At 67.2% G+C, this 22715-nt stretch carries 18 protein-coding genes; 8 read left to right on the top strand and 10 right to left on the bottom strand.

Annotation, left to right across the window (positions count from 1 at the left end; genetic code table 11):
• Window positions 1-188 precede the first annotated feature (188 nt).
• The 4 genes from ACN22W_RS19920 to ACN22W_RS19905 form a co-directional block, all read right to left on the bottom strand.
• Window positions 189-644: a MarR family winged helix-turn-helix transcriptional regulator gene (locus ACN22W_RS19920; protein ID WP_412024217.1), complete on the bottom strand. Its 456-nt coding sequence runs from the start codon at window positions 642-644 to the stop codon at window positions 189-191.
• 158 nt (window positions 645-802) lie between these two features.
• On the bottom strand, window positions 803-2314 hold the full coding sequence (locus ACN22W_RS19915) for an efflux transporter outer membrane subunit (protein WP_419689108.1): 1512 nt from the start codon (window positions 2312-2314) through the stop codon (window positions 803-805).
• Complete coding sequence (locus tag ACN22W_RS19910; protein ID WP_412024215.1) at window positions 2311-5484, bottom strand: efflux RND transporter permease subunit; 3174 nt, start codon at window positions 5482-5484, stop codon at window positions 2311-2313. The genes ACN22W_RS19915 and ACN22W_RS19910 overlap by 4 nt, the downstream gene beginning before the upstream one ends.
• Before the next feature lie 13 nt (window positions 5485-5497).
• Window positions 5498-6727, bottom strand: coding sequence for an efflux RND transporter periplasmic adaptor subunit (locus ACN22W_RS19905; RefSeq protein ID WP_419689107.1), 1230 nt, complete (start codon window positions 6725-6727; stop codon window positions 5498-5500).
• 80 nt (window positions 6728-6807) lie between these two features.
• Between ACN22W_RS19905 and soxR the strand changes: the two genes are divergently transcribed.
• Window positions 6808-7287 (top strand): redox-sensitive transcriptional activator SoxR, encoded by a 480-nt coding sequence (gene soxR, locus ACN22W_RS19900; protein ID WP_034180419.1) that lies wholly within the window; start codon window positions 6808-6810, stop codon window positions 7285-7287.
• A 21-nt stretch (window positions 7288-7308) separates the two neighbouring features.
• On the opposite strand, the gene ACN22W_RS19895 is transcribed toward soxR, so the two are convergent.
• A complete protein-coding gene (locus ACN22W_RS19895; RefSeq protein WP_419689106.1) occupies window positions 7309-7962 on the bottom strand; it encodes a TetR/AcrR family transcriptional regulator in 654 nt (217 codons plus the stop codon).
• A 148-nt stretch (window positions 7963-8110) separates the two neighbouring features.
• On the opposite strand from ACN22W_RS19895, the gene ACN22W_RS19890 reads away from it, so the two are divergent.
• Both ACN22W_RS19890 and ACN22W_RS19885 read left to right on the top strand, forming a co-directional pair.
• On the top strand, window positions 8111-9403 hold the full coding sequence (locus ACN22W_RS19890) for an NAD(P)/FAD-dependent oxidoreductase (RefSeq protein WP_419689105.1): 1293 nt from the start codon (window positions 8111-8113) through the stop codon (window positions 9401-9403).
• A gap of 44 nt (window positions 9404-9447) precedes the next feature.
• Window positions 9448-9837, top strand: a complete 390-nt coding sequence (locus tag ACN22W_RS19885; protein ID WP_419689104.1) for a DUF3331 domain-containing protein — start codon at window positions 9448-9450, stop codon at window positions 9835-9837.
• A gap of 2 nt (window positions 9838-9839) precedes the next feature.
• On the opposite strand, the gene ACN22W_RS19880 is transcribed toward ACN22W_RS19885, so the two are convergent.
• Window positions 9840-11168, bottom strand: coding sequence for a dicarboxylate/amino acid:cation symporter (locus ACN22W_RS19880; protein WP_129515294.1), 1329 nt, complete (start codon window positions 11166-11168; stop codon window positions 9840-9842).
• 160 nt (window positions 11169-11328) lie between these two features.
• Window positions 11329-13080 carry a gamma-glutamyltransferase gene (gene ggt, locus ACN22W_RS19875; RefSeq protein ID WP_419689103.1) on the bottom strand — a complete coding sequence of 584 codons (1752 nt, stop codon included), beginning with the start codon at window positions 13078-13080 and terminating at the stop codon, window positions 11329-11331.
• A 360-nt stretch (window positions 13081-13440) separates the two neighbouring features.
• Between ggt and ACN22W_RS19870 the strand changes: the two genes are divergently transcribed.
• Window positions 13441-14319, top strand: coding sequence for a MurR/RpiR family transcriptional regulator (locus ACN22W_RS19870; protein ID WP_419689102.1), 879 nt, complete (start codon window positions 13441-13443; stop codon window positions 14317-14319).
• A gap of 27 nt (window positions 14320-14346) precedes the next feature.
• On the opposite strand, the gene ACN22W_RS19865 is transcribed toward ACN22W_RS19870, so the two are convergent.
• The 3 genes from ACN22W_RS19865 to ACN22W_RS19855 form a co-directional block, all read right to left on the bottom strand.
• Window positions 14347-15684, bottom strand: a complete 1338-nt coding sequence (locus ACN22W_RS19865) for an AAA-associated domain-containing protein (protein WP_129515297.1) — start codon at window positions 15682-15684, stop codon at window positions 14347-14349.
• A gap of 11 nt (window positions 15685-15695) precedes the next feature.
• Window positions 15696-17450, bottom strand: coding sequence for an ABC transporter permease (locus ACN22W_RS19860; RefSeq protein WP_419689101.1), 1755 nt, complete (start codon window positions 17448-17450; stop codon window positions 15696-15698).
• 80 nt (window positions 17451-17530) lie between these two features.
• Entirely contained in the window at window positions 17531-19120 is a 1590-nt protein-coding gene (locus ACN22W_RS19855) for an inorganic phosphate transporter (RefSeq protein ID WP_419689100.1), read from the bottom strand.
• 257 nt (window positions 19121-19377) lie between these two features.
• Between ACN22W_RS19855 and ACN22W_RS19850 the strand changes: the two genes are divergently transcribed.
• The 4 genes from ACN22W_RS19850 to ACN22W_RS19835 all read left to right on the top strand — a co-directional run bounded on the left by ACN22W_RS19850 (window position 19378) and on the right by ACN22W_RS19835 (window position 22495).
• Window positions 19378-20322 carry a metallophosphoesterase family protein gene (locus tag ACN22W_RS19850; RefSeq protein ID WP_412024208.1) on the top strand — a complete coding sequence of 315 codons (945 nt, stop codon included), beginning with the start codon at window positions 19378-19380 and terminating at the stop codon, window positions 20320-20322.
• Window positions 20323-20343: 21 nt separating this feature from the next.
• Entirely contained in the window at window positions 20344-20685 is a 342-nt protein-coding gene (locus ACN22W_RS19845; RefSeq protein ID WP_343493131.1) for a cupredoxin domain-containing protein, read from the top strand.
• 94 nt (window positions 20686-20779) lie between these two features.
• Window positions 20780-21241: a cupin domain-containing protein gene (locus ACN22W_RS19840; RefSeq protein WP_419689099.1), complete on the top strand. Its 462-nt coding sequence runs from the start codon at window positions 20780-20782 to the stop codon at window positions 21239-21241.
• 114 nt (window positions 21242-21355) lie between these two features.
• A complete protein-coding gene (locus tag ACN22W_RS19835; RefSeq protein WP_419689098.1) occupies window positions 21356-22495 on the top strand; it encodes a patatin-like phospholipase family protein in 1140 nt (379 codons plus the stop codon).
• Window positions 22496-22715 lie beyond the last annotated feature (220 nt).

Here is a 22715-nt window from a genome sequence, read left to right as displayed (position 1 = left end):
TCGGGTCCTTGTCATTCGGTTAGCGTTGCAACTGCAATCGTTGCAATTGCAATCCTATGCCGGGACCAGTGGCTTCGGCAACATGCCAATACTCGAAGGAGGGATATGCAGATTGCGCGATCCGGGCGGGCCGGACCGCGCAGGCGATGCATCGGCAGGCGCGCGTCCGACGCGCGTGCCGGACGCCGCTACCTGGCGTCGGCCGCCGCTTCGCGCGCCGCGGCGGTCACCCGATCGAGCGCAGCGGTCAACGCCGCCTGATCCTTGCCGGAGAACTGGCCGAGAAAGCGTTCCGCGACCGTCGACTGGTACACCTTCCACATCTTCTTGCGCAGTGCCCGCCCCTTGTCGGTGATGCTCGCATAAGCGGCGCGGCCGTCGTCGGCCGAACGGGCACGCGTGACGAGCCCCTCCTGCTCGAGCCGGTCGACGAGCCGCGTGAGGTTGTAGCGCTCGATCGCGAGCACGTCGGCCAGTTCGTGCATGCGGCGCGTGCCGTCGGGCCCGCTTTCGAGCCCCCACAACGCGTCGTACCACGCATACGCGGGCAGGCCGGCATCCGCGAGGCGCCGCTCGATCTCGCGAATCATCGTCCGGTGCGCGCGGACGAACGAGAACCACAGATCGGGTTCGGGTGCGCTCATGTCAGGTCGTTCCTTTCATTTAATTGCAGTTGCAATTAAATTTTACCTCGATACGATTTCCCTCCCTGTCGTTGCCATTGCAGTGGCACGCACACCCTTCGGCGGGCCGATCCGCGCGTTCGTCGACGACGGCGCGATGTCGCGCCGCCCCGCCCGCACTACTGCCCCGACTGCGCGAGCGCGCGTTGCGCCCCCTGCCCCGTTCCCGACGGCCAGCCGCCCGCGAGCGCCTTGTACAGCGCGACCGTCGACGCCGCGCTGCGCATCCGGGCGTCGGCTGCCGCATCCTGCGCCTGCAGCAGCGTCCGTTGCGCATCGAGCACTTCGTAGTAGTCGATCGCGCCGGCCGAGAAGCGCGTCTGCGCAAGCTGCGCGGCACGCGCGCTGTCGTCCGCCGCACGCACGAGGTGCGTTGTCTCGTCACGCGTGCGCGCGACGCGCAGCAGCGCGTTCTCGGTCTCCTCCAGCGCGCCGAGCACGGTCTGCCGATACTGCGCGAGCTGGCCGGCCGCTTCCGCGTCGCTCGCGGCGATCCGTGCGCGCACCCGGCCGACGTCGAGGAACGACCAGTCGATGCCGAGCGCGATCAGGTTCGTGTCGCTGCCCGCGCGGAAGAACCCGTAGCTGCTCGTCGCGCTGCCGAGCAGCCCCGACAGCGTGAAGCGCGGAAACAGGTCGGCCGTCGCGACGCCGATGCGCGCGGTCGCCGCGTGCAGCCGGGCCTCGGCGGCCGCGACATCGGGACGCCGGCGCAGCAGGTCGCCCGGCGTCCCGGGATCGATGTCGGCGGCCAGCGCCGGCAGCGGCACGGGTGTGCCCGCCGACGCGGCGGCGTTCGGGATGTCGAACCGGCCGATCAGCGCATCCGGCGTCTGCCCGGTCAGCACCGCGAGGCGGTGCTCGTCGACACCGATCGCGGCTTCGTTCACGGCAATCCGCGACGTCGTCGATTCGTACTGCGCCCGCGCGCGCGCCGCATCGAGCTCGGAGCCGCGCCCCGCGCCGACCCGCGCATTGATCAGCGCGAGCGTCTGCTTCTGGTTGTCGGCGTTCTCGCGCGCGATCCGCAACCGCTCCTGCGAGCCGCGCAGGTCGACGTACGTACTCGCGACCTCGCCGGCGATCGCGACTCGCACCGCGCGCACGTCCGCCGCGCTGGCAGCCGTTTCCGCACGCTGCGACTCGATCGAGCGGCGCACGCGGCCGAACAGGTCGAGCTCCCACGCGGCATTGATCCCGATGCTGGACGTCGGCGTGTCGCGCTGGCTGCGCGGCGCGCCGAGCGCCTGGTCCTTGCTCATCAGCTGATGGCCGATCTGGCCGCTCGCGGTAATCGTCGGATAACGATCGAAGGTCGCCTGCGACAGCAGCGCATTCGACGCGTCGTAGCGCGACACGGCGACCTGCAGGTCCTGGTTCGCCGCGAGCGCCGCGTCGATCAACTGCGTCAGCGCCGGATCGCCGAAGCCGCGCCAGAACGCGGCATCGGCATCGGCCGACGCGTCGGGCAGCGTATCGGACGACGACGCATCGCGCTGCGTGGCCGGATGCGCGTCACGTGCGAACCGCGCGGCCGTGGCCGTGTCGGGCTGCTTGAAATCGGGGCCGACCGCGCACGCGGCGAGCGTCACCGACATCGCGAGCGCGGAAAGACGGAAAGCGGCGCTCATCGGTTTTCTCCTTCAAGGGTGCCGTGCTGTTCGCTCCAGACGGCCGGCGTGCCGCCCGCGAGCTTGCGGATCGCCACATAGAACACGGGTGTCAGGAACAGCCCGAACAGCGTGACGCCCAGCATCCCCGCGAACACGGTGATACCGGTGGCCGCGCGCACTTCGCTGCCCGCGCCGCTGCCGATCAGCAGCGGCACCGAGCCTGCGATGAACGCGACCGACGTCATCACGATCGGCCGCAATCGCAGCTTGCAGGCCTCGAGCGCCGCCTCGATCACGCCCTTGCCCTGGATTTCGAGCTCGCGCGCGAACTCGACGATCAGGATCGCGTTCTTGCACGCGAGCCCCATCAGCACGACGAGACCGACCTGCACGAACACGTTGTTGTCGCCGCCCGACAGCCACACGCCGAACAGCGCCGCACACATGCACACGGGCACGATCAGGATCACCGCGAGCGGCAGCGTCCAGCTCTCGTACAGCGACGCGAGCACGAGGAACACGAGCATCACCGCGAGCGGGAACACGACGATCGCCGCGTTGCTCTGCGTGACCTGCTGGTAGCTGAGGTCGGTCCATTCAAGCGTGATGCCGGGCGGCAGCACCTCCTTCGCGATCTGCTGGAGCTTCGCGATCGCCTGCGACGACGACATCACCTTCGGATCGGCGTCGCCGATCAGGTCGGCCGCCGGATAACCGTTGTAGCGGACGACCGGGTCGGGTCCGTACGCGGGCCCCACCGTCACCATCGAGCCGATCGGCACCATCTCGCCCTTCGCGTTGCGCGTGCGCAGGTTCGCGATGTCGGCGGCCGTCTGCCGGTGACCGGCATCGGCCTGCGCCATCACGCGGTACACGCGGCCGAACACGTTGAAGTCGTTCACGTACATCGAGCCGAGGTAGACTTGCAGCGTGTTGAACAGGTCGGTCAGCGCGACACCTTGCGCCTTCGCCTTCAGCCGGTCGACCTTCACCTCGAGCTGCGGGATGTTCGCCTGGTACGAGCTGACCGGGTAACTCATCCCCGGCGTCTTCGCGACCGCCGCCTGGAACGCGGTGAGCGCGTTCTGCAATTCGCCGTAGCCGAGCCCGCCGCGATCCTCCAGGTACAGCGAGTAACCCGAACCGTTGCCGAGGCCCTGGATCGGCGGCGGCATCAGCGCATAGGTGATGCCGCCGCCGATGGCCGCGAAGCGCGCGTTCAGGTCCGCGTTGATCTGCGCGGCGCTGCGGTGGCGTTGGTCGAACGGCTTCAGGATCACGTACGAATTCGTGATGTTCGGCGTGTTCACGCCCTGCAGCGCATTCAGCCCCGCAAACGCCGGCACCATTTCGACCCCGTCGGTGCCGAGTGCGATCTTCGTCATCTGCTCGGTCACCGCGCTGGTGCGCGCGAGCGACGCGCCTTCCGGCAGCTTCGCGCCCGCGAACAGGTACAGTTTGTCCTGCACGGGGATGAAGCCGCCCGGCACCGCGTTGAACAGCAGCGCGGTGGCCGCGAGCAGCGCCGCATAGACCGCGAACACCGCGCCGCGCCGCTTCAGCGTGCGCGCGACGACGCCGTGATAGCGACCGGAGCTGCGCTCGAAGAAGCGGTTGAACGGATGGAACAGCCAGCCGAACGCACGATCGAGCGCACGCGTGAGCGCATCCTTCGGCGCGCCGTGCGGGCGCAGCAGCTTCGCGGCGAGCGCGGGCGACAGCGTCAGCGAGTTGATCGCGGAGATCACCGTCGAGATCGCGATCGTCACCGCGAACTGCCGGTAGAACTGGCCGGTGACACCCGACATGAATGCCATCGGCACGAACACCGCGCACAGCACGAGCGCGATCGCGACGATCGGCCCCGACACCTCGCGCATCGCCTGGTGCGCGGCATCGCGCGGGCTCAGACCCTGTGCGATGTTGCGCTCGACGTTCTCGACGACGACGATCGCATCGTCGACGACGATCCCGATCGCGAGCACGAGCCCGAACAGCGTCAGCGTGTTGATCGAATAACCGAGCAGATGGAGAAACGCGAACGTGCCGACCACCGACACGGGCACCGCGACGAGCGGAATGATCGACGCGCGCCAGGTCTGCAGGAACAGGATCACGACGAGCACGACCAGCACGACGGCTTCGATCAGCGTGTGCTGCACCGCGCGGATCGATTCGCGCACGAACACCGTCGGGTCCCACACGGGGCGGTACGCGACGCCCGGCGGGAAGCGCTTCGACAGCTCGTCGAGCTTCGCATACACGGCCTTCGCGACGTCGAGCGCGTTTGCGCCCGGCGACAGGAAGATGCCGACCACGGCCGAATGCTTGTCGTTGAAATACGAGCGCAGCGTGTAGTCGCCCGCGCCCAGCTCGATGCGCGCGACGTCGGACAGCTTCACGACCTGGCCGTCGTCGCCGTTGCGCAGCACGATGTCGCTGAACTCCTGCACCGTGCGCAGCCGGCCGCGCACGTTGATCGACACGAGGAAGTCGTTGGCCTTCGGCGACGGCTCCGCGCCGAGCTGGCCGGCCGACACCTGTACGTTCTGTTCGCGCACCGCAGCGATCACGTCGCTCGCGGTCAGCCCGCGCGACGCGAGCCGGTTAGGGTCGAGCCACAGCCGCATCGCGTAGTCGCCGGAGCCGTACACGCCGACGTCGCCGATGCCGGTGAGCCGCGACAGCTCGTCCTTCACGTGCAGCGTCAGGTAGTTGCGCAGGTACAGCGAATCGCGGCTGTTGTCCGGCGAATAGAGGCTCACGTACATCAGCGGCGTCGGCGACTGCTTCTGCGTGGTCACGCCGTACTGGCGCACCTCGTCGGGCAGGCGCGACAGCGCCTGGCTCACGCGGTTCTGCACGCGCACGGCGGCCGTGTCGGGATCGACGCCCTGCAGGAACGTGACGACGACCTGCAGGCTGCCGTCCGACCCGGCGACCGACTTCATGTACATGATGCCTTCGACGCCGTTGATCGCCTCTTCCAGCGGTTCGGCGACCGATTCGGCGATTTCCTTCGGGTTCGCGCCCGGATACGTCGCACGCACGACGACGCTCGGCGGCACGACTTCCGGATATTCGCCGGCCGGCAGCATCGGTATCGAGATCAGGCCGATCGCGAAGATGACGATCGACAGCACGATCGCGAAGATCGGCCGGTCGATGAAGAATCGGGAGAAATCCATCGCATGTCTCCCGTTATTGCGCGGCCGGCGCGCCGGCATCGGCCACGGCCTGCGTGCCGCCGCCGGTGCCGCCATTGCCGTTGCCATTGCCGGTACCGGCGTCGGCGCGTGCGGGCAATGCCTTCGGCTTCACCTGCGCGCCCGGATAGTAGATCCGCTGCACGCCGTCGACGACCACGCGGTCGCCCGCCTGCAGCCCCTTCTCGACGATCCGCTCGCCGTCGAACTCGCGGCCGGTCGTCACGTCGCGGCGCAGCGCCTTGTCGCCGGGGCCGATCACGTACACGTACTTGCGGTCCTGGTCGGTGAGCACGGCCTTGTCGTCGACGAGCAGCGCATCCTGGTCGCGGCCGCTGACGAGCTGCACGCGCGCATACAGGCCCGGCGTGAACGTGTGATCCGCGTTCGGCAACCGCACCCGCGCGCGGATCGTGCCGGTTTGCGGGTCGAGCCGGTTGTCGAGGAAATCGACGGTGCCCGCATGCGGGAAGCCCGTCTCGTTCGCGAGACCCACGCGCACCGGATCGGCGCCGATCGCGCGATGCTTCGGATCGGCACGGCGCGCGTTGTAGCGCAGGTAGCTCTGCTCGTCGCAGTCGAAATACACGTAGACGGGATCCTGCGACACGACGGTCGTCAGCAACGTGTCGTCCGCGCGTGCGAGGTTGCCGACGGTCGCGACCGCGCGGCCGACACGGCCCGCGATCGGCGCGCGCACTTCGGTGAAGCCGAGATTGAGCTTCGCGTCGGCAACGGCCGCGTCGGCCGCTTGAAGGTCCGCGCGTGCCTGTTCGGCCGTGGCGCGCGCGTTGTCGAGTTCTTCCTGCGACGTTGCATGCGCATCGATCAGCGTCTGCACGCGCTTGAGCTGCACGTTCGCGAGACTCGCGGCCGCGCGGGCCCGCTGCTGCTGCGCGTTCGCACGGTCGAGCGCGATGCGGTACGGGCGCGGGTCGATCTCGAACAGCAACGTGCCCTGCGCGACGAGGTCGCCCTCCTTGTAGGCGACACGCTGCAGATAGCCGCTTACGCGCGGCCGCAAATCGACCGCGTCGACCGCTTCGACGCGTCCGTTGAATTCGTCGGCGAGGCGGACCGTGCGCGGCGCGACGGTTGCGACGCCGACTTCGGGAACAGAATAGGCTGACGCTGCGCCTTTGCCGTCGTGACAGCCCGACAACGCCAGCAGCAGTGCGCAGGCGGCGCCCAAAGGCGATGTCCTGCGTAGGGGTAAGGAAACCATGATGCCTCGCGACGGGTTAAACTGCCGCGTAGCATAAAAGTTGAAGTTAACTTCAAGTCAAGCTTTTCCCGGAGAACGTCATGGGTACCCCGGAAGAACCGAAATGGCCGCTGATGTCGATCCGCGAAGTGGCCGCACGCAGCGGCGTGCCGGCGTCGACGCTGCGGTTCTACGAGACGCGCGGGCTCATCAAGTCGCACCGGAACGGCTCGAGTCACCGCCACTATTCGCGCGCGGTGCTGCGGCTGATCGCATTCATCGTGTTCGCGCAGAAGATCGGCTATTCGCTCGACGAGATTGCCGAGCAACTGGTCAGCCTTCCTGAAGACACCGCCCCGAGCAACAAGGACTGGCAGCGGCTGTCGCGCGGCTGGAAGCAGCGCGTCGCGAGCCGGATCGAGGAACTGCAGCGGCTCTACATCAACCTCGACGAGTGCATCGGCTGCGGCTGCCTGTCGCTGAAGCGTTGCAAGCTGACCAACCCGGAGGATCGCGCGGGCCGCAACGGGCCCGGCGCGCGGCGCTGGCTCGGCGACAAGCCGCCCACGGACGTCGAATGATGCGGCGGCCGCGCGCGGCGCTCAGTCGCCGACGAGGCTGAGCGCGGCGTCGAGCACGGCCTGCCGGAACGCGTCCCGCTGCGTCGGCAGCGACGTGTACTCCAGCATCATGTGGCTGTACGACACCGTCGTGCCGATCGCGCTCGCGAGCATGAAGAACAGCACGTTCGGATCGACCGCGCGGATCGCGCCGGCCTGCACGGCGTCCGACAGCAGCGGGAACATCACCTCGTGATACGGCCGCACGATCCGCTCCTGCAGCCGGTCGAGCCGCCCGCCCACTTCGGTCGCCGCCGTCGAGAAGAACATCCCCATGTCGGGCTCGTCGAACTCGTGATCGACGCATAGCTCGAGCGCACGCCGCACGCGGTCGCGATGCGGCAATGACGACGTGTGCAACGCACGCAGCGCGTCGAACATCGGCGTGGCCAGGTCGACGATCTGCTCGACGACCGCCAGCCACAACGTTTCCTTCGTACCGAAATGATGGGCGATCAGCGCCGCGTCGACGCCCAGCTCGCGCGCGACTTCGCGCACGCTCGTCGCGTCGTAGCCACGCTTCGCGAACGTGCGGCGCGCAGCCCGCAATATCACGTCCGGACCGACGGACGCATCCGCCAGCGGCCGCCCGCGCGTACGCCGCTTCGACGGCGCGCGCTCAGTGACTTCAGCCACGTTTTCCTGCTCCCCTTGAATGGTTCGAATGCCCGTGTTCGGGCCCCGGTTTCACGTCGCCGGGACCGGGCTGCCTGCCCCGCTCCGTTGACACGCGGAGCCGGGAAGCGCTAGGATCATACCTTATTCATCACGTGATGATTTATCCATGACAACCCCTAAACGCATCGTCATCGTCGGCGGCGGGATCGCCGGACTGCAGCTCGCGACCCGCCTGGGCGAGCGTCTCGGCCGGTCCGGTCGGGCGCAGGTCACCGTCGTCGACCGCAGCCCGACCCATATCTGGAAGCCGATGCTGCACACGATCGCGGCCGGCACGCGCGACGTGCAGCAGCAGCAGGTGATCTTCCTCGCCCATGCGCGCGACCACGGCTACACGTACCAGCCCGGCGAACTGACGGGGATCGATCGCGCACGCCGTCGCGTGCAGCTCGGCGAGATTCGCTCGCAGAGCGGCGACGTGGTGATCGAGGCGCGCGAACTCGACTACGACGTGCTGATCGTCGCGCTCGGCAGCCAGGCCAACGATTTCGGCGTGCCGGGCGTGCGCGAGCACTGCTACTTCATCGACAGCCAGCAGCAGGCCGAAACCTTCAACGAAGCGTTGCGGATGCGCGTGTTTCGCAGCATCGCGCGCGACGAACCGTTTCGCGTCGCGATCGTCGGCGCGGGCGCGACGGGCGTGGAACTCGCGGCGGAACTGAGCCGCTTGCTGGAAGTGGCGCAGGCATACGGCGACGCGACGGTGCGCGAGCGGCTGCAGCTCACGCTGCTCGAAAGCGGCCCGCGCATCCTCGCCGCGTTTCCGCCGAAGATTTCCGCGTCGGCGCAGCGGCGGCTCGAACAGATCGGCTTTCGCGTGCTGACGTCGACGCGTGTCACGGCGGCGGATGCGAACGGCTTCCACTATGGCGACGGTTCGTTCGCGGAAGCGGACCTGATGGTCTGGGCGGCCGGCGTGAAGGCGCCCGATTTCATGCAGGCGCTGGACGGGCTCGACACCAACCGCGCGAACCAGATCGTCGTCGGGCCCACGCTGCAGGCGACGGCCGACGAACACGTGTTCGCGATCGGCGATTGCGCCAGCCTGTTGCCCGACGGCCACGAACGGCCGCTGCCGCCGACCGCGCAGGTCGCGACGCAGCAGGCCGAGCATCTCGCGAAGCACCTGCCCGCATGGCTCGACGGCACGCCGATTCCACCGTTCGCCTTTCACGATTTCGGCGCGCTCGTGTCGATCAGCGACTACGACGCGTTCGGCACGCTCGGGCAGTTCGGGTTCTTTCGCGGCGGCTTCATCCAGGGGCGCTTTGCGCAGTTCAGCCACCTGATGCTCTACCGGCGGCACCAGCAGGCGCTGCACGGCTTCTCCAAGGCGACCCTGCTGTGGCTCGCCGAACGGATCAACGGCTGTGTGCAGCCGCGCATCCGCCTGTCGTGATGCCGCGCGTCGTGGCACCGCGTAACGTTTCGAGGAACACCCACATGAATAACCGTATAGCGCCCTGGCTCATGACCGTTGCCGCGATCGGCAGCTTCGACATGCCGTCCGTCTCGTGGGGCGAGCCCCGGCGGCGCAGCGTGACGCGCGACCGGCTGCCGTCATGGGATGCGACGAGCCGGCCGACCATCAGCGTGCTCGAACGGCCCACCGCCGACACCGTGATGATTTCGTGGCGCGACGCCTGCACCGGGCACTACGGCTACCAGAAGTGGCGGCTGTTCACGACGCGCAAGCGCGGCGTCTGCGCGCTGTCGGGGCAGCCGATCGCGATCGGCGACAGCGTCTATGCGCCGCAATTGCTCGGTTCGACGCCGGGCAACGCCGCCGCGATGGTGCTGGCGGCGTGCATCGACGAAGCGTTGACGGCCTAGCGTCAGACCGGGTTGGCGCGGCCCGCGCCTTGGGCCGGATCGCTAGCCTGCCGTTCGAGTTCGGCGTCGAGATGCGCGGCATGCGCCTGCGCTTCGGCTTCCGACATCAACTCGCCTTCCCACTTCGCGACTACCGCGCTCGCGATCGAGTTGCCCACCGCGTTCGTGGCCGAACGGCCCATGTCGAGGAACGTATCGACACCGAGGATCAGCAGCAGCCCGGCTTCCGGGATGTTGAACTGGTGCAGCGTCGCCGCGATCACGACGAGCGATGCGCGCGGCACGCCGGCCATCCCCTTCGACGTCAGCATCAGGATCAACAGCATCGTGATCTGCGTGCCGAGCGACAGGTGGATGTTGTACGCCTGCGCGATGAACAGCGACGCGAACGTGCAGTACATCATCGAGCCGTCGAGGTTGAACGAATAGCCCATCGGCATCACGAAGCTCGAGATCTTGCGACGCACGCCGAAACGATCGAGCGCGTCGAGGATCTTCGGATACGCGGCTTCCGAGCTTGCGGTCGCGAACGACAGCATGAACGCTTCCTTGATCAGCACGAGCAGCTTGAACACGCGGCGGCCGAGGAACAGCAGCCCGGCAGCGACGAGCGTGCCCCACAGCAGCACGAGGCTCACGTAGAAGTCGCCCATGAACACCGCGAACTTCAGCAGGATCGACAGCCCGTTGATCGCCACCGTCGACGCCATCGCGGCCATCACCGCGAGCGGCGCGAGCTTCATCACGTAGCCGGTGATCTTGAGCATCACGTGCGCCAGCTGGTCGATCGCGGCGACGAGGATCTTGCCGCGCTCGCCGAGCGCCGACAGCGCGACGCCGAAGAACATCGAGAACACGACGATCTGCAGGATCTCGTTGTTCGTCATCGCCTCGGCGAACGACTTCGGCACCATGTGGCCGACGAAATCCTTCAGCGTGAACTTGGACGTCGCGAGATGCGCGGACGCGCCGATGTCCGGCAGCGGCAGGCCGAGGTTCTCGCCAGGACGCAGCAGGTTCGCCATCAGCAGCCCGAGCAGCAGCGAGATCAGCGATGCCGTGACGAACCAGCCGAGCGCCTTCACGAACACGCGCCCCACGGACGACGCATCACCCATGTGCGCAATGCCGACGACGAGCGTCGAGAACACCAGCGGGCCGATCACCATCTTGATCAGCCGCAGGAACACATCGGACACGAGCGAGATGTAGCCGGCGATTTCCGCGGCGGACTGCTTGTCCGGAAGTTGCGTGTAGATCAGGTAGCCGATGAAGATGCCGGCCGCCATCGCGAGCAGGATCCAGCCTGCAGCGGACATTCGTTTGTTCATAACGGGATTCGACGCACGGTGAAGGTGTTGAAGAACGAAAGGCGCGCGGCCCGGGGTCCTGTCGGGCCTGCGAATGTCCGCGAACGGACGCGCTGCCGCCGCAGCGTCATTCGCACAAAGGCGAACGCCGGCGGCAGCGGTTCAGCATGATGCGATCGGGTCAGTAGCCGATCGCCGACCCGGCCGGGCGGCGCGGATCGTTGTAGCCGTAGATGAAGCCGACGCGCACGTTGCCGGATACGGACGAATCGTTCCCGGAACTCTGGCGGCTCGCCGCTTCGGTACCCGGCAGGCCGACCATGATCAGCTCGGCGGCGCCCCACGGCGTTTGCTCGACCATCTTGTAACCCATGTTGCGCAGGATCGCGAGCGTGTCGGGCGACAGGCCGTAGGTTTCGTAATAGACCTCGTCGGGCAGCCACTGGTGGTGGATACGCGGCGCGGCGACCGCATCCTGCGGCGTCATCCCGTAGTCGATCACGTTCAGCACGGTCTGCAGCGTGATCGTGATGATCCGCGACCCGCCCGGCGAACCGACCACCATGAACACCTTGCCGTCCTTCGTCACGATGGTCGGCGCCATCGACGACAGCGGGCGCTTGCCCGGTGCGATCGAGTTGCGCGTGCCCTGCACGAGGCCGAACAGGTTCTGCGCGCCGACCTTCGTCGTGAAGTCGTCCATCTCGTCGTTCAGGAAGAAACCCGTGCCCGGCGCGATGACCACGGCACCGAAGCGGCCGTTGACCGTATAGGTCGTCGACACGGCATTGCCGTCGTGGTCGAGGATCGAGTAATGCGTCGTCTCCGGCTTCTCGTGAATGCCGACGCCGGGCTGCACGTCGACCGACGGCGTCGCCGTATCGGCGTGGATGCTCTTGCGGATCTGCGCCGCGTAGTCCTTGCTCGTCAGCTTCGCGATCGGGTTGTCGATGAAGTTCGGATCGCCCAGCAGCGTGTTGCGGTCCTCGTACGCGTGGCGCATCGCTTCGGTCATGGTGTGGATCGACGCCGCGGAGTGGTAACCGAGCTTGCGCAGGTCATACCCTTCGAGGATGTTCAGCGTCTCGCACATCGTCACGCCGCCCGAGCTCGGCGGCGGCGCCGACACGAACTCGTAGCCGCGGTACGTGCACTTCAGCGGGGCCATGTCTTCGGCACGATAGGACGCGAAATCGGCCGCCGTGATCAGGCCGCCCGCCTGCTTCGACGCCGCCTCGACGCGCTTCGGGATCTCGCCGTGATAGAACGCGTCGGGCCCCTGCTGCGCGATGCGCTCGAGCGTGCGGGCCAGGTCCTTCTGCACCAGGCGGTCGCCCGGCTGCAGCGGCGTGCCGTCCGGCCGCAGGAAGATGCGCGCCGCGTCCGGGTCCTTCCTGAAACGTTCGATCGTCGTGTCGAGGATGTCCGTATCGCCGCGCGTCAGGATGAAACCGTCGCGCGCGAGCCGGATCGCCGGCGCCATCACCTGCTGGCGCGTCAGCTTGCCGTACTTGCGCTGCGCGAGATCGAGGCCGGCGACCGTGCCCGGCACGCCGACCGCGCGATAACCGTACAGGCTTTCGCCCGCGCGGACGTTGCCCGACGCGTCGAGATACATGTTCGCCGTCGCCGCGGCCGGCGCGGTTTCGCGGAAATTGATGAAGCGGTCGCGGCCGTCGGCCAGGTGCACCGTCATGAAGCCGCCGCCGCCGATATTGCCGCAGCACGGGTTGGTCACGGCCTGTGCATAACCGACCGCCACTGCCGCATCCACCGCGTTGCCGCCTTCCTTCAGGATGTCGACGCCGATTTGCGACGCGAAGTGCTGCGACGACACGACCATGCCGTTCTTCGCTTCGACCGCGGGGTCCGACGCGGCGAACGCGCACACGCTCATGGCCGACAACAGGGTGAGTACGACGAGCCGCCTCATGACGGAATCCTCCAGACAAATGGCCGGGTCAGGCCGGGATGCACCGCCACGCCATCGCGTGCCGACGCTGCCAATCCGACATGTAATAAACAATACATTCCGGCGAGGCCGCGATCATAGCACTCGCTTTTTTATGCCAAAACCTAGGGTTATCACTGAATTTGAAGCGAATACCCGCGGAAAGGGTTTTCGAGAAATGTTCGTTTCATTACATTACTGGCCGGACCCTCTGCCGAGTGATACGTCCCTCTAATTCCGGACCGTGCGCGGCCCGTCGCACGTCAATCGGCTAACATGCATGGAGTCCCGGCAGACACCCGTCTGCCGTTTGTCATTCAGATAAGAGAGCTGGAGTGCCCGATGGGGACAAGCATCAGGGCGTTGCTGTTATCCCAGATGGATAGCTTCACGCCGTCGGAACAGAAGGTCGCGCACGCGTTGCTGGATCGCTATCCGAGTCTCGGCCTCGGGCCGATCGCGAGCGTCGCCAAGCAGGCTGAAGTCAGCGATCCGACCGTGTTCCGCTTTGTCGTCCGGATCGGCTTTCCGAATTACTCGTCGTTCCAGCAGGCGCTGCATGACGAGATCGACACCGCGATGAATTCGCCGCTCGCGCGGATGGATGCGTTCCATTCCGAATCGGGCATGCGCGACAACCATGCGGCGATTTTCCAGCGGCTGTCCGAGTCGCTCGCGACCACGATCGACGGGCTCGACGCGGCCGCGTTCGATGCCGCCGTGGCGCAACTGGCCGATCCGGACGTCCGCATCTTCTGCGGCGGCGGACGCTATACGGCGCCGCTCGCGTCGCTGTTTTCGTTCACGCTGGCCTATGCGCGCCCGCATGTGCAGTACGTCGAACCCAACGTGAACCTCGCGTCGGTCGCGCTGGCCGACATGGGGCGCGGCGACCTGCTCGTCATCTTCGACTTTCGCCGTTACCAGAAGGACAGCATCCGCTTCGCGCAGGCCGCGCACCGGCTCGGCACGCGGATCCTGCTGATCACCGACGAATGGATGTCGCCGATCGGCGAGTTCGCGGAGATCGTGCTGCGGATCCAGGGGCGCCCTTTCGCGATGCTGCAGACCAACGTGCCGGCGCTGGCGCTCGCCGAAGCGCTGGTGATCGGCGTGACGAACCGGCTGCCGGAACTCGCGCGGCAGCGGATGGAAAAGATCGAGCATCTCAGCACGGGCGGCATCGGGCACGACACCAACCGGCGCGATTTGCCCGAATGACGATCGCTCGCCATTCGGGCGCGGGCATCAGCTCTCGACGTCCTCGAGGCTGAACACTTCGGTCTTGTCGTTGTACGAGAAGACTTCGCCGTAACGGCCCCAGTCGATCACCGCGTCGAGCGTTTCCTCGGCCGCTTCGTCGGACAGGAAATCCTCCAGCTCCTGCTCGAAGCGCACACGCGGCGCGCGATGGCCGGGACGCTCGTTCAGCACCTTCCTGATCCGTGCGGCGAGCGGCACGTGCTTCAGCAGGTGATCCGCGAACATCAGCTTGCGCTCCTGCGTGCCGAATTCCGCGAACACGCGTGCGGGCGGCGTGAGGAACACGTCGCCTTCCCGAACGTCCGCGAAGCCAAGGTGCTGCAGCACTTCGGCGATCGGGAACAGTTCGTCGACCTCGAGATGCAGCGTGCGCGCGATTTCCGGCATGTCGGCACGGCCGTGGTACGGCGCCATCGCGAGCGTTTCGATCAGGCCGGCCATCAGGTTGGTCGACACGCGCGGCAGCCAGCTGCCGGGTTCGAGCCCCTTCTTCGTCGCTTCATTGGTCTGACGCGCGGTCATCTTCGCGTAGATGTCGTCGACGAGCTTGCGGAAATCGGTGTCGAGCCGGTTGCGCGGATGCTTGAACGGCACCTTGATCTCGGCGATCACGCGGCCCGGGTTCGACGACAGCACGAGGATCCGGTCGCACATGAACACGGCTTCCTCGATGTTGTGCGTGACGATCAGCACCGACTTGATCGGCATCCGGCCCTGTGTCCACAGGTCGAGCAGGTCGGTACGCAGCGTTTCGGCCGTCAGCACGTCGAGCGCCGAGAACGGCTCGTCCATCAGCAGGATCGTCGGATCGACGACCAGCGCACGCGCAAAGCCCACGCGCTGGCGCATGCCGCCCGACAGCTCGCGCGGATACGCGTTTTCGAAACCGTCGAGACCGATCAGGTCGATGGCCGCGAGCGCACGCTCGCGCCGCTCGCGCGCGCCGACGCCGAGCGCCTCGAGGCCGGCTTCCACGTTCTGCAGCACGGTGAGCCACGGGAACAGCGCGAAGGTCTGGAACACCATCGCGACGCCTTCGGCCGGGCCGCTCAGCGGCTTGCCGAGGTAAGTCACTTCACCGCCGGTCGGCTCGATCAGGCCGGCGATGATCCGCAGCAGCGTGGACTTGCCCGAGCCGGAGCGGCCGAGCAGCCCGACGATCTCGCCTTCGCGCAGCGACAGGTTCGCGTCGTCGAGCACGAGCAGCTCGCCTTGCGACTTGTTGAAGCCGCGGTTGACGTGCTCCACGCGCAGGATTTCGTCGCCGAGGCGCGGCGGCTGGGGCGTCTGGACAGGGGCGTTGATAACGGTCGAATTTTGCATCGCGAGTACTCTCAATCGAGACGGAGCCGGGCTTCCGCGTAGGCGTACATCGGACGCCACAGCAGACGGTTGAACAGGGTGACGAACAGGGACATCACGGCGATGCCCAGAATGATCTTCGGGAAGTCGCCGGCGGCGGTCGTCTGCGCGATGTACGCGCCGAGGCCGTGCGCGACGACCTTCGTGTCGCCCCACTGCACGAACTCGGACACGATGCTCGCGTTCCATGCGCCGCCCGATGCGGTGATCGCGCCGGTCACGTAGTACGGGAAGATGCCGGGCAGGATCGCCTGCCGCCACCACTGCCGGCCGCGAATCCGGAAGTTCTTCGTGACTTCCTTGTAGTCGTTCGGATAGGACATCGCCCCCGCGATCACGTTGAACAGGATGTACCACTGCGTGCCGAGCACGATCAACGGCGACAGCCAGATATCGGCGTTCAGGTGGAAGCGCACGATCACGATCACGAACACCGGGAACAGCAGGTTGGCCGGGAACGCGGCGAGGAACTGCGCGATCGGCTGGACCTTTTCGGCGAGCGCCGGGCGCAGCCCGATCCACACGCCGACCGGCACCCAGATGACCGACGCGATCAGGATCAGGAACAGCACGCGCAGCAGCGTGATGAGCCCGAGCACGAGCACGTGGCCGACCTCGGCCATCGTCACGCCGGTCGACACGAAGGTGACGACGCGCCACACGACGTACACCGTCAGCAGGATCACGAGCGCGCCCCAGATGATGTCGCCGATCCGCGACGAACGGCGGCTCAGTGCGACGCGCGCGCCGACGCCCTTGAACGACGGCACGCGCAGCGGCACGCGGGCCGCCTGCGACAGCAGCCAGCCGGCCGGCACCAGCAACTGGTGGATCAGGTGCGTGCGACGCATCATGTCGAGCAGCCAGGACTGCGGCGCATCGCCGGACGCGGTGTTTTCCATCCGGAACTTGTCGGCCCACGCGACGAGCGGACGGAACAGGAACTGGTCGTACGCGAGAATCACGACCGTCATCGCGACGATCACCCAGCCGACCGCGCCGAGGTTCTTGTCGGAGATGGCCTGCGCGAGATACGCACCGATCCCCGGCAGCGTGATCGTCTGGTTGCCGACGGTGATCGCCTCGGACGCGACGACGAAGAACCAGCCGCCCGACATCGACATCATCATGTTCCAGATCAGCCCCGGCATCGAGAACGGCACCTCGAGCTTCCAGAAGCGCTGCCACGACGTCAGGTGAAAGCCGCGCGACACTTCATGCAGATCGCGCGGCACCGTGCGCAGCGACTGGTAGAAGCTGAACGTCATGTTCCACGCCTGGCTCGTGAAGATCGCGAAGATCGCGGCCAGTTCGGCGCCGAGCACGCGGCCCGGGAACAGCGCGAGGAAGAACGTGACGGTGAACGAGATGTAGCCGAGCACCGGCACCGACTGCAGGATGTCGAGGATCGGGATCAGCACCATGCCCGCGCGGCGGCTCTTGGCCGCGAGCGTGCCGTAGACGAGCGTGAACACGAGCGACGCGACCATCGCGGCGAGCATCCGCAGCGTGGTGCGCAACGCGTATTCGGGCAGGTTCGACGGATCGAGCGTGATCTTCTGCGTCTGCAGCACGCCGATCGGCGCCATCGTCTGATGGAAGCCGACGATCGCCATCGCCAGCAGGCAGATGATCAGCGGAAACGCGATGGCATCCCAGCGATTGGGGAGCACGCGCCACGCGGACGCGTTCGCGGTCCGGTTCGGATTGAAGAAACTGATATCCATCGGTAGCGTCTTGTATCGGATTGAAATTCGATGGGGTCGGCCGCGTGCCGCGCGGCCGGCGTTACATCAGCGGGCCCGGATCAAAAGAGCCCGTGCAGTGCCCAGTACAGGCCGGCCGACAGTGCGATCGATGCGGGCAGCGTCAGCACCCACGCGAGCACGAGATTGCGCACCGTGTCCCAGCGCAGGCCCGCGCCGCTCGCCGTCATCGTGCCGGCCACGCCCGACGCGAGCACGTGCGTCGTCGATACCGGCAGCCCGTATGCGTCGGCCATCCCGATCGTCAGCATCGCGACGGCCTCGGCCGACGCGCCCTGCCCGTAAGTGAGATGCGACTTGCCGATCTTCTCGCCGACCGTCACGACGATCCGCTTCCAGCCGACCATCGTGCCGAGGCCAAGCGCGATCGCGACCGCGACCTTCACCCAGGTCGGGATGAATTTGGTCGAGCGGTCCATCTGCTTCTTGAACGCATCGAGCACGCTCGCGTCCTCGACCGAGAACGCCGGCGCCTTCGCCTTCTCCATCAGGCGGATCGCCTCGGACGCGACGTACATGTTGTTGCGCACGTTGTCGACGAGGTTCTGCGGCACGCTCGAGATGCCGCCGGCCTGCGCGACCTGGTCGGCGATCGTGTCGGTGAGCTTGCCCAGCGCGGGGAGCGTCGCGGGCGTCAGCTTGTGCGTGCGCACGTACGCCTCGACGTCGGCGCGCGGGTCGGCGGACTGCACCGCGGGGGCCGTGTACTTGCCGAGCGTCGTCGACGCGTGGCGCGCAACCGCGACAAAGGTGCTCGTCTGGTCGGGTGTCACGGCCTTGTTCAGCGCGTACGCGGTCGGCATCACGCCGATCAGGATCAGCATGATCAGGCCCATGCCCTTCTGCCCGTCGTTCGAGCCATGCGCGAACGACACGCCCGTGCAGGTGAGGATCAGCAGCAGGCGGATCCAGAACGGCGGCGGCTTGTTGCCCTTCGGCTCCTGGTACAGCGCCGGCACGCGCACGAGCGCCTTCAGCAGCAGGAGCACCAGTGCGGACAGCACGAAGCCGATCAGCGGCGAGAACAGCAGCGCCTTGCCGACGCCGAGCGCCTGGTTCCAGTCGACGCCGCTCGTGCCCGACGGGCCGCTGACGATCTGGTTCATCAGGCCGACGCCGATGATCGACCCGACGAGCGTATGCGAGCTCGACGACGGCAACCCGAAATACCAGGTCGCGAGGTTCCACGTGACGGCCGCGATCAGCAGCGAGAACACCATCGCGAAACCCGAGCCGCTGCCGACCTGCAGGATCAGCTCGACGGGCAGCAACTGCAGGATGCCGAACGCGACGGCGCCGCTCGATACGAGCACGCCGAACAGGTTCCAGAGGCCCGACCAGACGACTGCCAGGTGCGGGTCGAGCGAATGCGTGTAGATGACGGTCGCGACCGCGTTCGCGGTGTCGTGGAAGCCGTTCACGAACTCGAAGCCGAGCGCGATCAGCAGCGCCACGACGAGCAGCACGAACGGCAGGACCGAACTTTCCTTGACCGGGCTGAGATCCGCGCTCAGGTGGATCGCGATATAGACGATGCCGCAGGCAATGATCAGAAAAAACAGCGCGAAGCTGAGGGTGCGCGTGCGCTGACTGGCCGCGCCGCTGGTTTCCGTTGCCGCGAGATTCGGCATGAAGGTGGCTCCGGATAGGTGACTCGGTGTCGCAGGCTATCGGGCGGTCGTGACGCAAATGTGACGTGTCACTTACAGGACATTAACAAGTCGTCGCCCGGCATCCGGACGGCCGCCTCGCGGGCTCCCAACTCCCCTGCGCGAATTTGCGGATCGCGGGAATAAAACCGTCGTCGCGCCGGTATGGCACGCGAAGGCGCCGGTTTATTCCAGGACGATCCGGCCGTCCCGTTTCGTCATACGATTGCGAGGCTCCCATGTCTTCATCGAATCCCACCCGCCCGTCGCGCCGCAAGGCCCTGCAATGCATGGCCTTCGGCGGCCTCGGCACGCTGTTTACGCTGTCGGGCGGCATCCTGACGCCGTTCGACCTCGCGCTCGCGCAGGCCGGCGACGCACTCCCGGCCGGTGCGGGCCGGCCGCTGTTCGTGCAGATCAGCGACTCGCACATCGGCTTCAACAAGGAAGCCAATCCCGACGTGTCGGCCACGCTGCGGCAGACGATCGACCTCGTGAACCAGATGCCCGCGATGCCCGCGCTGGCCATCCATACCGGCGACATCACGCACCTGTCCAAGCCCGAGGAATTCGACCACGCGTCGCAACTGCTGTCGGCGCTGCGCGTGCCGGAACTGCACACGGTGCCCGGCGAGCACGACGTCACCGACGGTTCGGGTGCCGAATATTTCAGCCGGTTCGGCAAGGCGTCGGACAACCGCGGTTATTACAGCTTCGATCATGCGGGCGTGCACTTCATCGGCCTCGTCAACGTGATGCACTTCAAGCCGAACGGGCTCGGCAGCTTCGGCGACGACCAGCTCGCGTGGCTCGAGCAGGATCTGAAGGGCCGCTCGTCGAGCACGCCGATCGTCGTGTTCTCGCACATGCCGATGTGGACCATCTACGAACCGTGGGGATGGGGCACCGGCGACGCGCCGCAGACGATGGCGCTGCTGCGCCGCTTCGGCTCGGTCACCGTGCTGAACGGGCATATCCACCAGATCGTGTCGAAGGTCGAGGGCAACATCACGTTCCATACCGCACGCTCGACCGCGTTCCCGCAGCCGACGGCCGGCAACGGCCCGGGCCCCGTGCCGCTCACGGTGCCGCGCGACCGGCTGCCGTCGATGCTCGGCTTGACGACCGTCGAATTCGCGGGCCATCCCGCCGCATCGACGCTGCATGACGCGACGCTCGCCTGACCCATACGCAAGGAGACCGACATGACCCGTTTCAAGCAACCGACAATCATCGCGGCGCTGATCCTGTGCGCGGCCGCCGCCGGCGCCCCGCTCGCCGCGTTCGCGCAGGGCCCGGACGGCCCGCTCGTGACGATCCACAATTTCATGTTTTCGCCGATGTCGACCACGATCAAGGCCGGCACGACGATTACGTGGAAAAACCTCGACGGGGAGCCGCACACCGTCGTCAACGACGCCGGCATCTTTCACTCGTCGGCGCTCGACCAGGGCGACACGTACTCGTTCCGCTTCGACAAGCCGGGCGTCTACAAGGTGTTCTGCGGGATTCATCCGTACATGAAGGAGACGATCACCGTCGAATGACGCGGCCTCCCGTGAAACGCGCGGACGAACCGCGGGCGGCGGCCGCCTACAATGAGCCCCGTCCCATTCGCCCGCGTGGCAGCCGGAGCCGCCCATGCCCAGGATAGATATCAGCGCCGTGCCCGAACGCCCGGGCAGCGGTTATCCGAAGCCGTTCGACGCGCCGTGCGCGCAGCGCATCCGCCAGCGCGTCGGCGACGCCGGCGGGCTGCGTGATTTCGGCGTCAACCTGATGCGCGTGCCGCCGGGCGGCTGGTCGAGCCAGCGCCACTGGCATTCCGACGAAGACGAATTCGTCTACGTGCTCGACGGCGAACTCGTGATGATCGAGGACGGCGGCGAGACCGTGCTGTGCGCGGGCGACTGCGCGGCGTTTCCGAAAGGCTCGGGCAACGGCCATCATCTGGTCAACCGGTCGAATGCGGTCGCCGTCTATCTCGAGGTCGGCTCGCGCTCGCCGGACGACGTGATCACGTGCCCGGACATCGACATGATGAGCCCGAGCCGCGACGGCCGGTTCCTGCACAAGGACGGCACGCCGTACCCGGACGCCTGACGCCTGACGCACATCCTCGCGCTGTGGCGTGGCGGGCATTGCCGCGCCGCCGATCGCCTACACTGAATCGAACTGTTCGGATCCGACCCACCGTCACACGCAGCGAGGCAAGCCATGACCGCGAGCCAGCCGGCACGAATGGACCTCCCCGGGCAAGTCGTGCTCGTGCTCCAGGGCGGCGGCGCACTGGGTGCGTTCCAGCTCGGCGTCTTTCAGGCGATGGACGAAGCCGGTATCCGGCCCGACTGGGTGGTCGGCACGTCGATCGGCGCGATCAACGCGGCGCTGATCGCCGGCAACCCGCCGGAACAGCGCTACGAGAAGCTGCTGGCGTTCTGGCAGCGCGTGACCGAACGGACCCGTTTCGACGTCCCCGCGCTGCTGCCCGGCTGGGACCGGACGCTGGCCGAGATGATGATCATCGGCGGCGGCATCGCGGGATTCTTCCAGCCCAATCCGGCGTCGTGGTTCGGGCCGATGGTCCGCCTCGGCGTCGATCACGCGTCGTATTACCGGATCGCGCCGCTGCGCGATACGCTCGTTTCACTGATCGAGCCCAGCCTGCTGAACGCGGGCCACCCGCGCCTGACCGTCAGCGCGGTCAATGCGTGCACGGGCGCGATGCGCTATTTCGATTCGCGCGATACACAGCTGGGGATCGACCACATCATGAGTTCGGGCGCGCTGCCGCCCGCGTTCCCGGCGATCCGGATCGACGGCGAGCCGTACTGGGATGGCGGCGTGTATTCGAATACGCCGGTCGAGGTCGTGCTCGACGACAATCCGCGCCGCAGCTCGATCATCTTCTCGGTGCAGGTGTGGAATCCGGCCGGCCCCGAGCCCGAGAGCATCTGGCAGGTGTCGGAACGGCAGAAGGACATCCAGTACGCGAGCCGCACCGACAGTCATATCGCGCGCCAGCAGCAGATCCACCGTCTGCGCCACGTGATCCGCGAACTGGCCCGGCACGTGCCGGAAGCCGAACGCGCGTCGCCGGCCGTGCGCCGGCTTGCCGCGTGGGGATGCGAGACCACGATGCACCTGATCAAGCTCGCGGCGCCGCGACTCGCCGGCGACAATCAGTTGAAGGACATCGATTTCACGCCGGGCGGCATCGCAGCCCGCCGGCAAGCCGGCTACGAGGCCGCGAAACGGGCCATCGCGGCCCGTCCGTGGGACCTGCCGACGGACCCGACGGAAGGCCTGACGGTATTCGACCCGGACGCACCGCCCGTCGCCGAAAAACCGGCATGACGCGCGGCGCCGCAGCCGTGCGCCGATCGCCCCGGCGCGATCACGCGCGATCGGCCTGAAGGCGCGCGCGGCCGGCCGCACTCACCTCGACCTGGGCCACGCCGCCGGGCGCATGGTGCCGGATCACGTAGCCGCGCACGCAGGCCTCCTCCCACACCGGCAGGCGCGGGCACGACGTGCGCCATGCATCGATCACCTCGTCGTACGGCCGCGCGCCGGG

The sequence above is a fragment of the Burkholderia theae genome, from assembly GCF_048565265.1.
GTDB classification, from domain to species: Bacteria; Pseudomonadota; Gammaproteobacteria; order Burkholderiales; family Burkholderiaceae; genus Burkholderia; species Burkholderia theae.
This window is presented reverse-complemented; position numbering and strand designations above follow the sequence as displayed.

Excerpts from the sequence above, each read along its gene's own strand:
- ACN22W_RS19920 (WP_412024217.1), bottom strand. The coding sequence starts at position 644 with ATGAGCGCACCCGAACCCGATCTGTGGTTCTCGTTCGTCCGCGCGCAC.
- ACN22W_RS19915 (WP_419689108.1), bottom strand. The coding sequence starts at position 2,314 with ATGAGCGCCGCTTTCCGTCTTTCCGCGCTCGCGATGTCGGTGACGCTC.
- ACN22W_RS19910 (WP_412024215.1), bottom strand. The coding sequence starts at position 5,484 with ATGGATTTCTCCCGATTCTTCATCGACCGGCCGATCTTCGCGATCGTG.
- ACN22W_RS19905 (WP_419689107.1), bottom strand. The coding sequence starts at position 6,727 with ATGGTTTCCTTACCCCTACGCAGGACATCGCCTTTGGGCGCCGCCTGC.
- soxR (WP_034180419.1), top strand. The coding sequence starts at position 6,808 with ATGGGTACCCCGGAAGAACCGAAATGGCCGCTGATGTCGATCCGCGAA.
- ACN22W_RS19890 (WP_419689105.1), top strand. The coding sequence starts at position 8,111 with ATGACAACCCCTAAACGCATCGTCATCGTCGGCGGCGGGATCGCCGGA.
- ACN22W_RS19885 (WP_419689104.1), top strand. The coding sequence starts at position 9,448 with ATGAATAACCGTATAGCGCCCTGGCTCATGACCGTTGCCGCGATCGGC.
- ACN22W_RS19880 (WP_129515294.1), bottom strand. The coding sequence starts at position 11,168 with ATGAACAAACGAATGTCCGCTGCAGGCTGGATCCTGCTCGCGATGGCG.
- ggt (WP_419689103.1), bottom strand. The coding sequence starts at position 13,080 with ATGAGGCGGCTCGTCGTACTCACCCTGTTGTCGGCCATGAGCGTGTGC.
- ACN22W_RS19870 (WP_419689102.1), top strand. The coding sequence starts at position 13,441 with ATGGGGACAAGCATCAGGGCGTTGCTGTTATCCCAGATGGATAGCTTC.
- ACN22W_RS19865 (WP_129515297.1), bottom strand. The coding sequence starts at position 15,684 with ATGCAAAATTCGACCGTTATCAACGCCCCTGTCCAGACGCCCCAGCCG.
- ACN22W_RS19860 (WP_419689101.1), bottom strand. The coding sequence starts at position 17,450 with ATGGATATCAGTTTCTTCAATCCGAACCGGACCGCGAACGCGTCCGCG.
- ACN22W_RS19855 (WP_419689100.1), bottom strand. The coding sequence starts at position 19,120 with ATGCCGAATCTCGCGGCAACGGAAACCAGCGGCGCGGCCAGTCAGCGC.
- ACN22W_RS19850 (WP_412024208.1), top strand. The coding sequence starts at position 19,378 with ATGTCTTCATCGAATCCCACCCGCCCGTCGCGCCGCAAGGCCCTGCAA.
- ACN22W_RS19845 (WP_343493131.1), top strand. The coding sequence starts at position 20,344 with ATGACCCGTTTCAAGCAACCGACAATCATCGCGGCGCTGATCCTGTGC.
- ACN22W_RS19840 (WP_419689099.1), top strand. The coding sequence starts at position 20,780 with ATGCCCAGGATAGATATCAGCGCCGTGCCCGAACGCCCGGGCAGCGGT.
- ACN22W_RS19835 (WP_419689098.1), top strand. The coding sequence starts at position 21,356 with ATGACCGCGAGCCAGCCGGCACGAATGGACCTCCCCGGGCAAGTCGTG.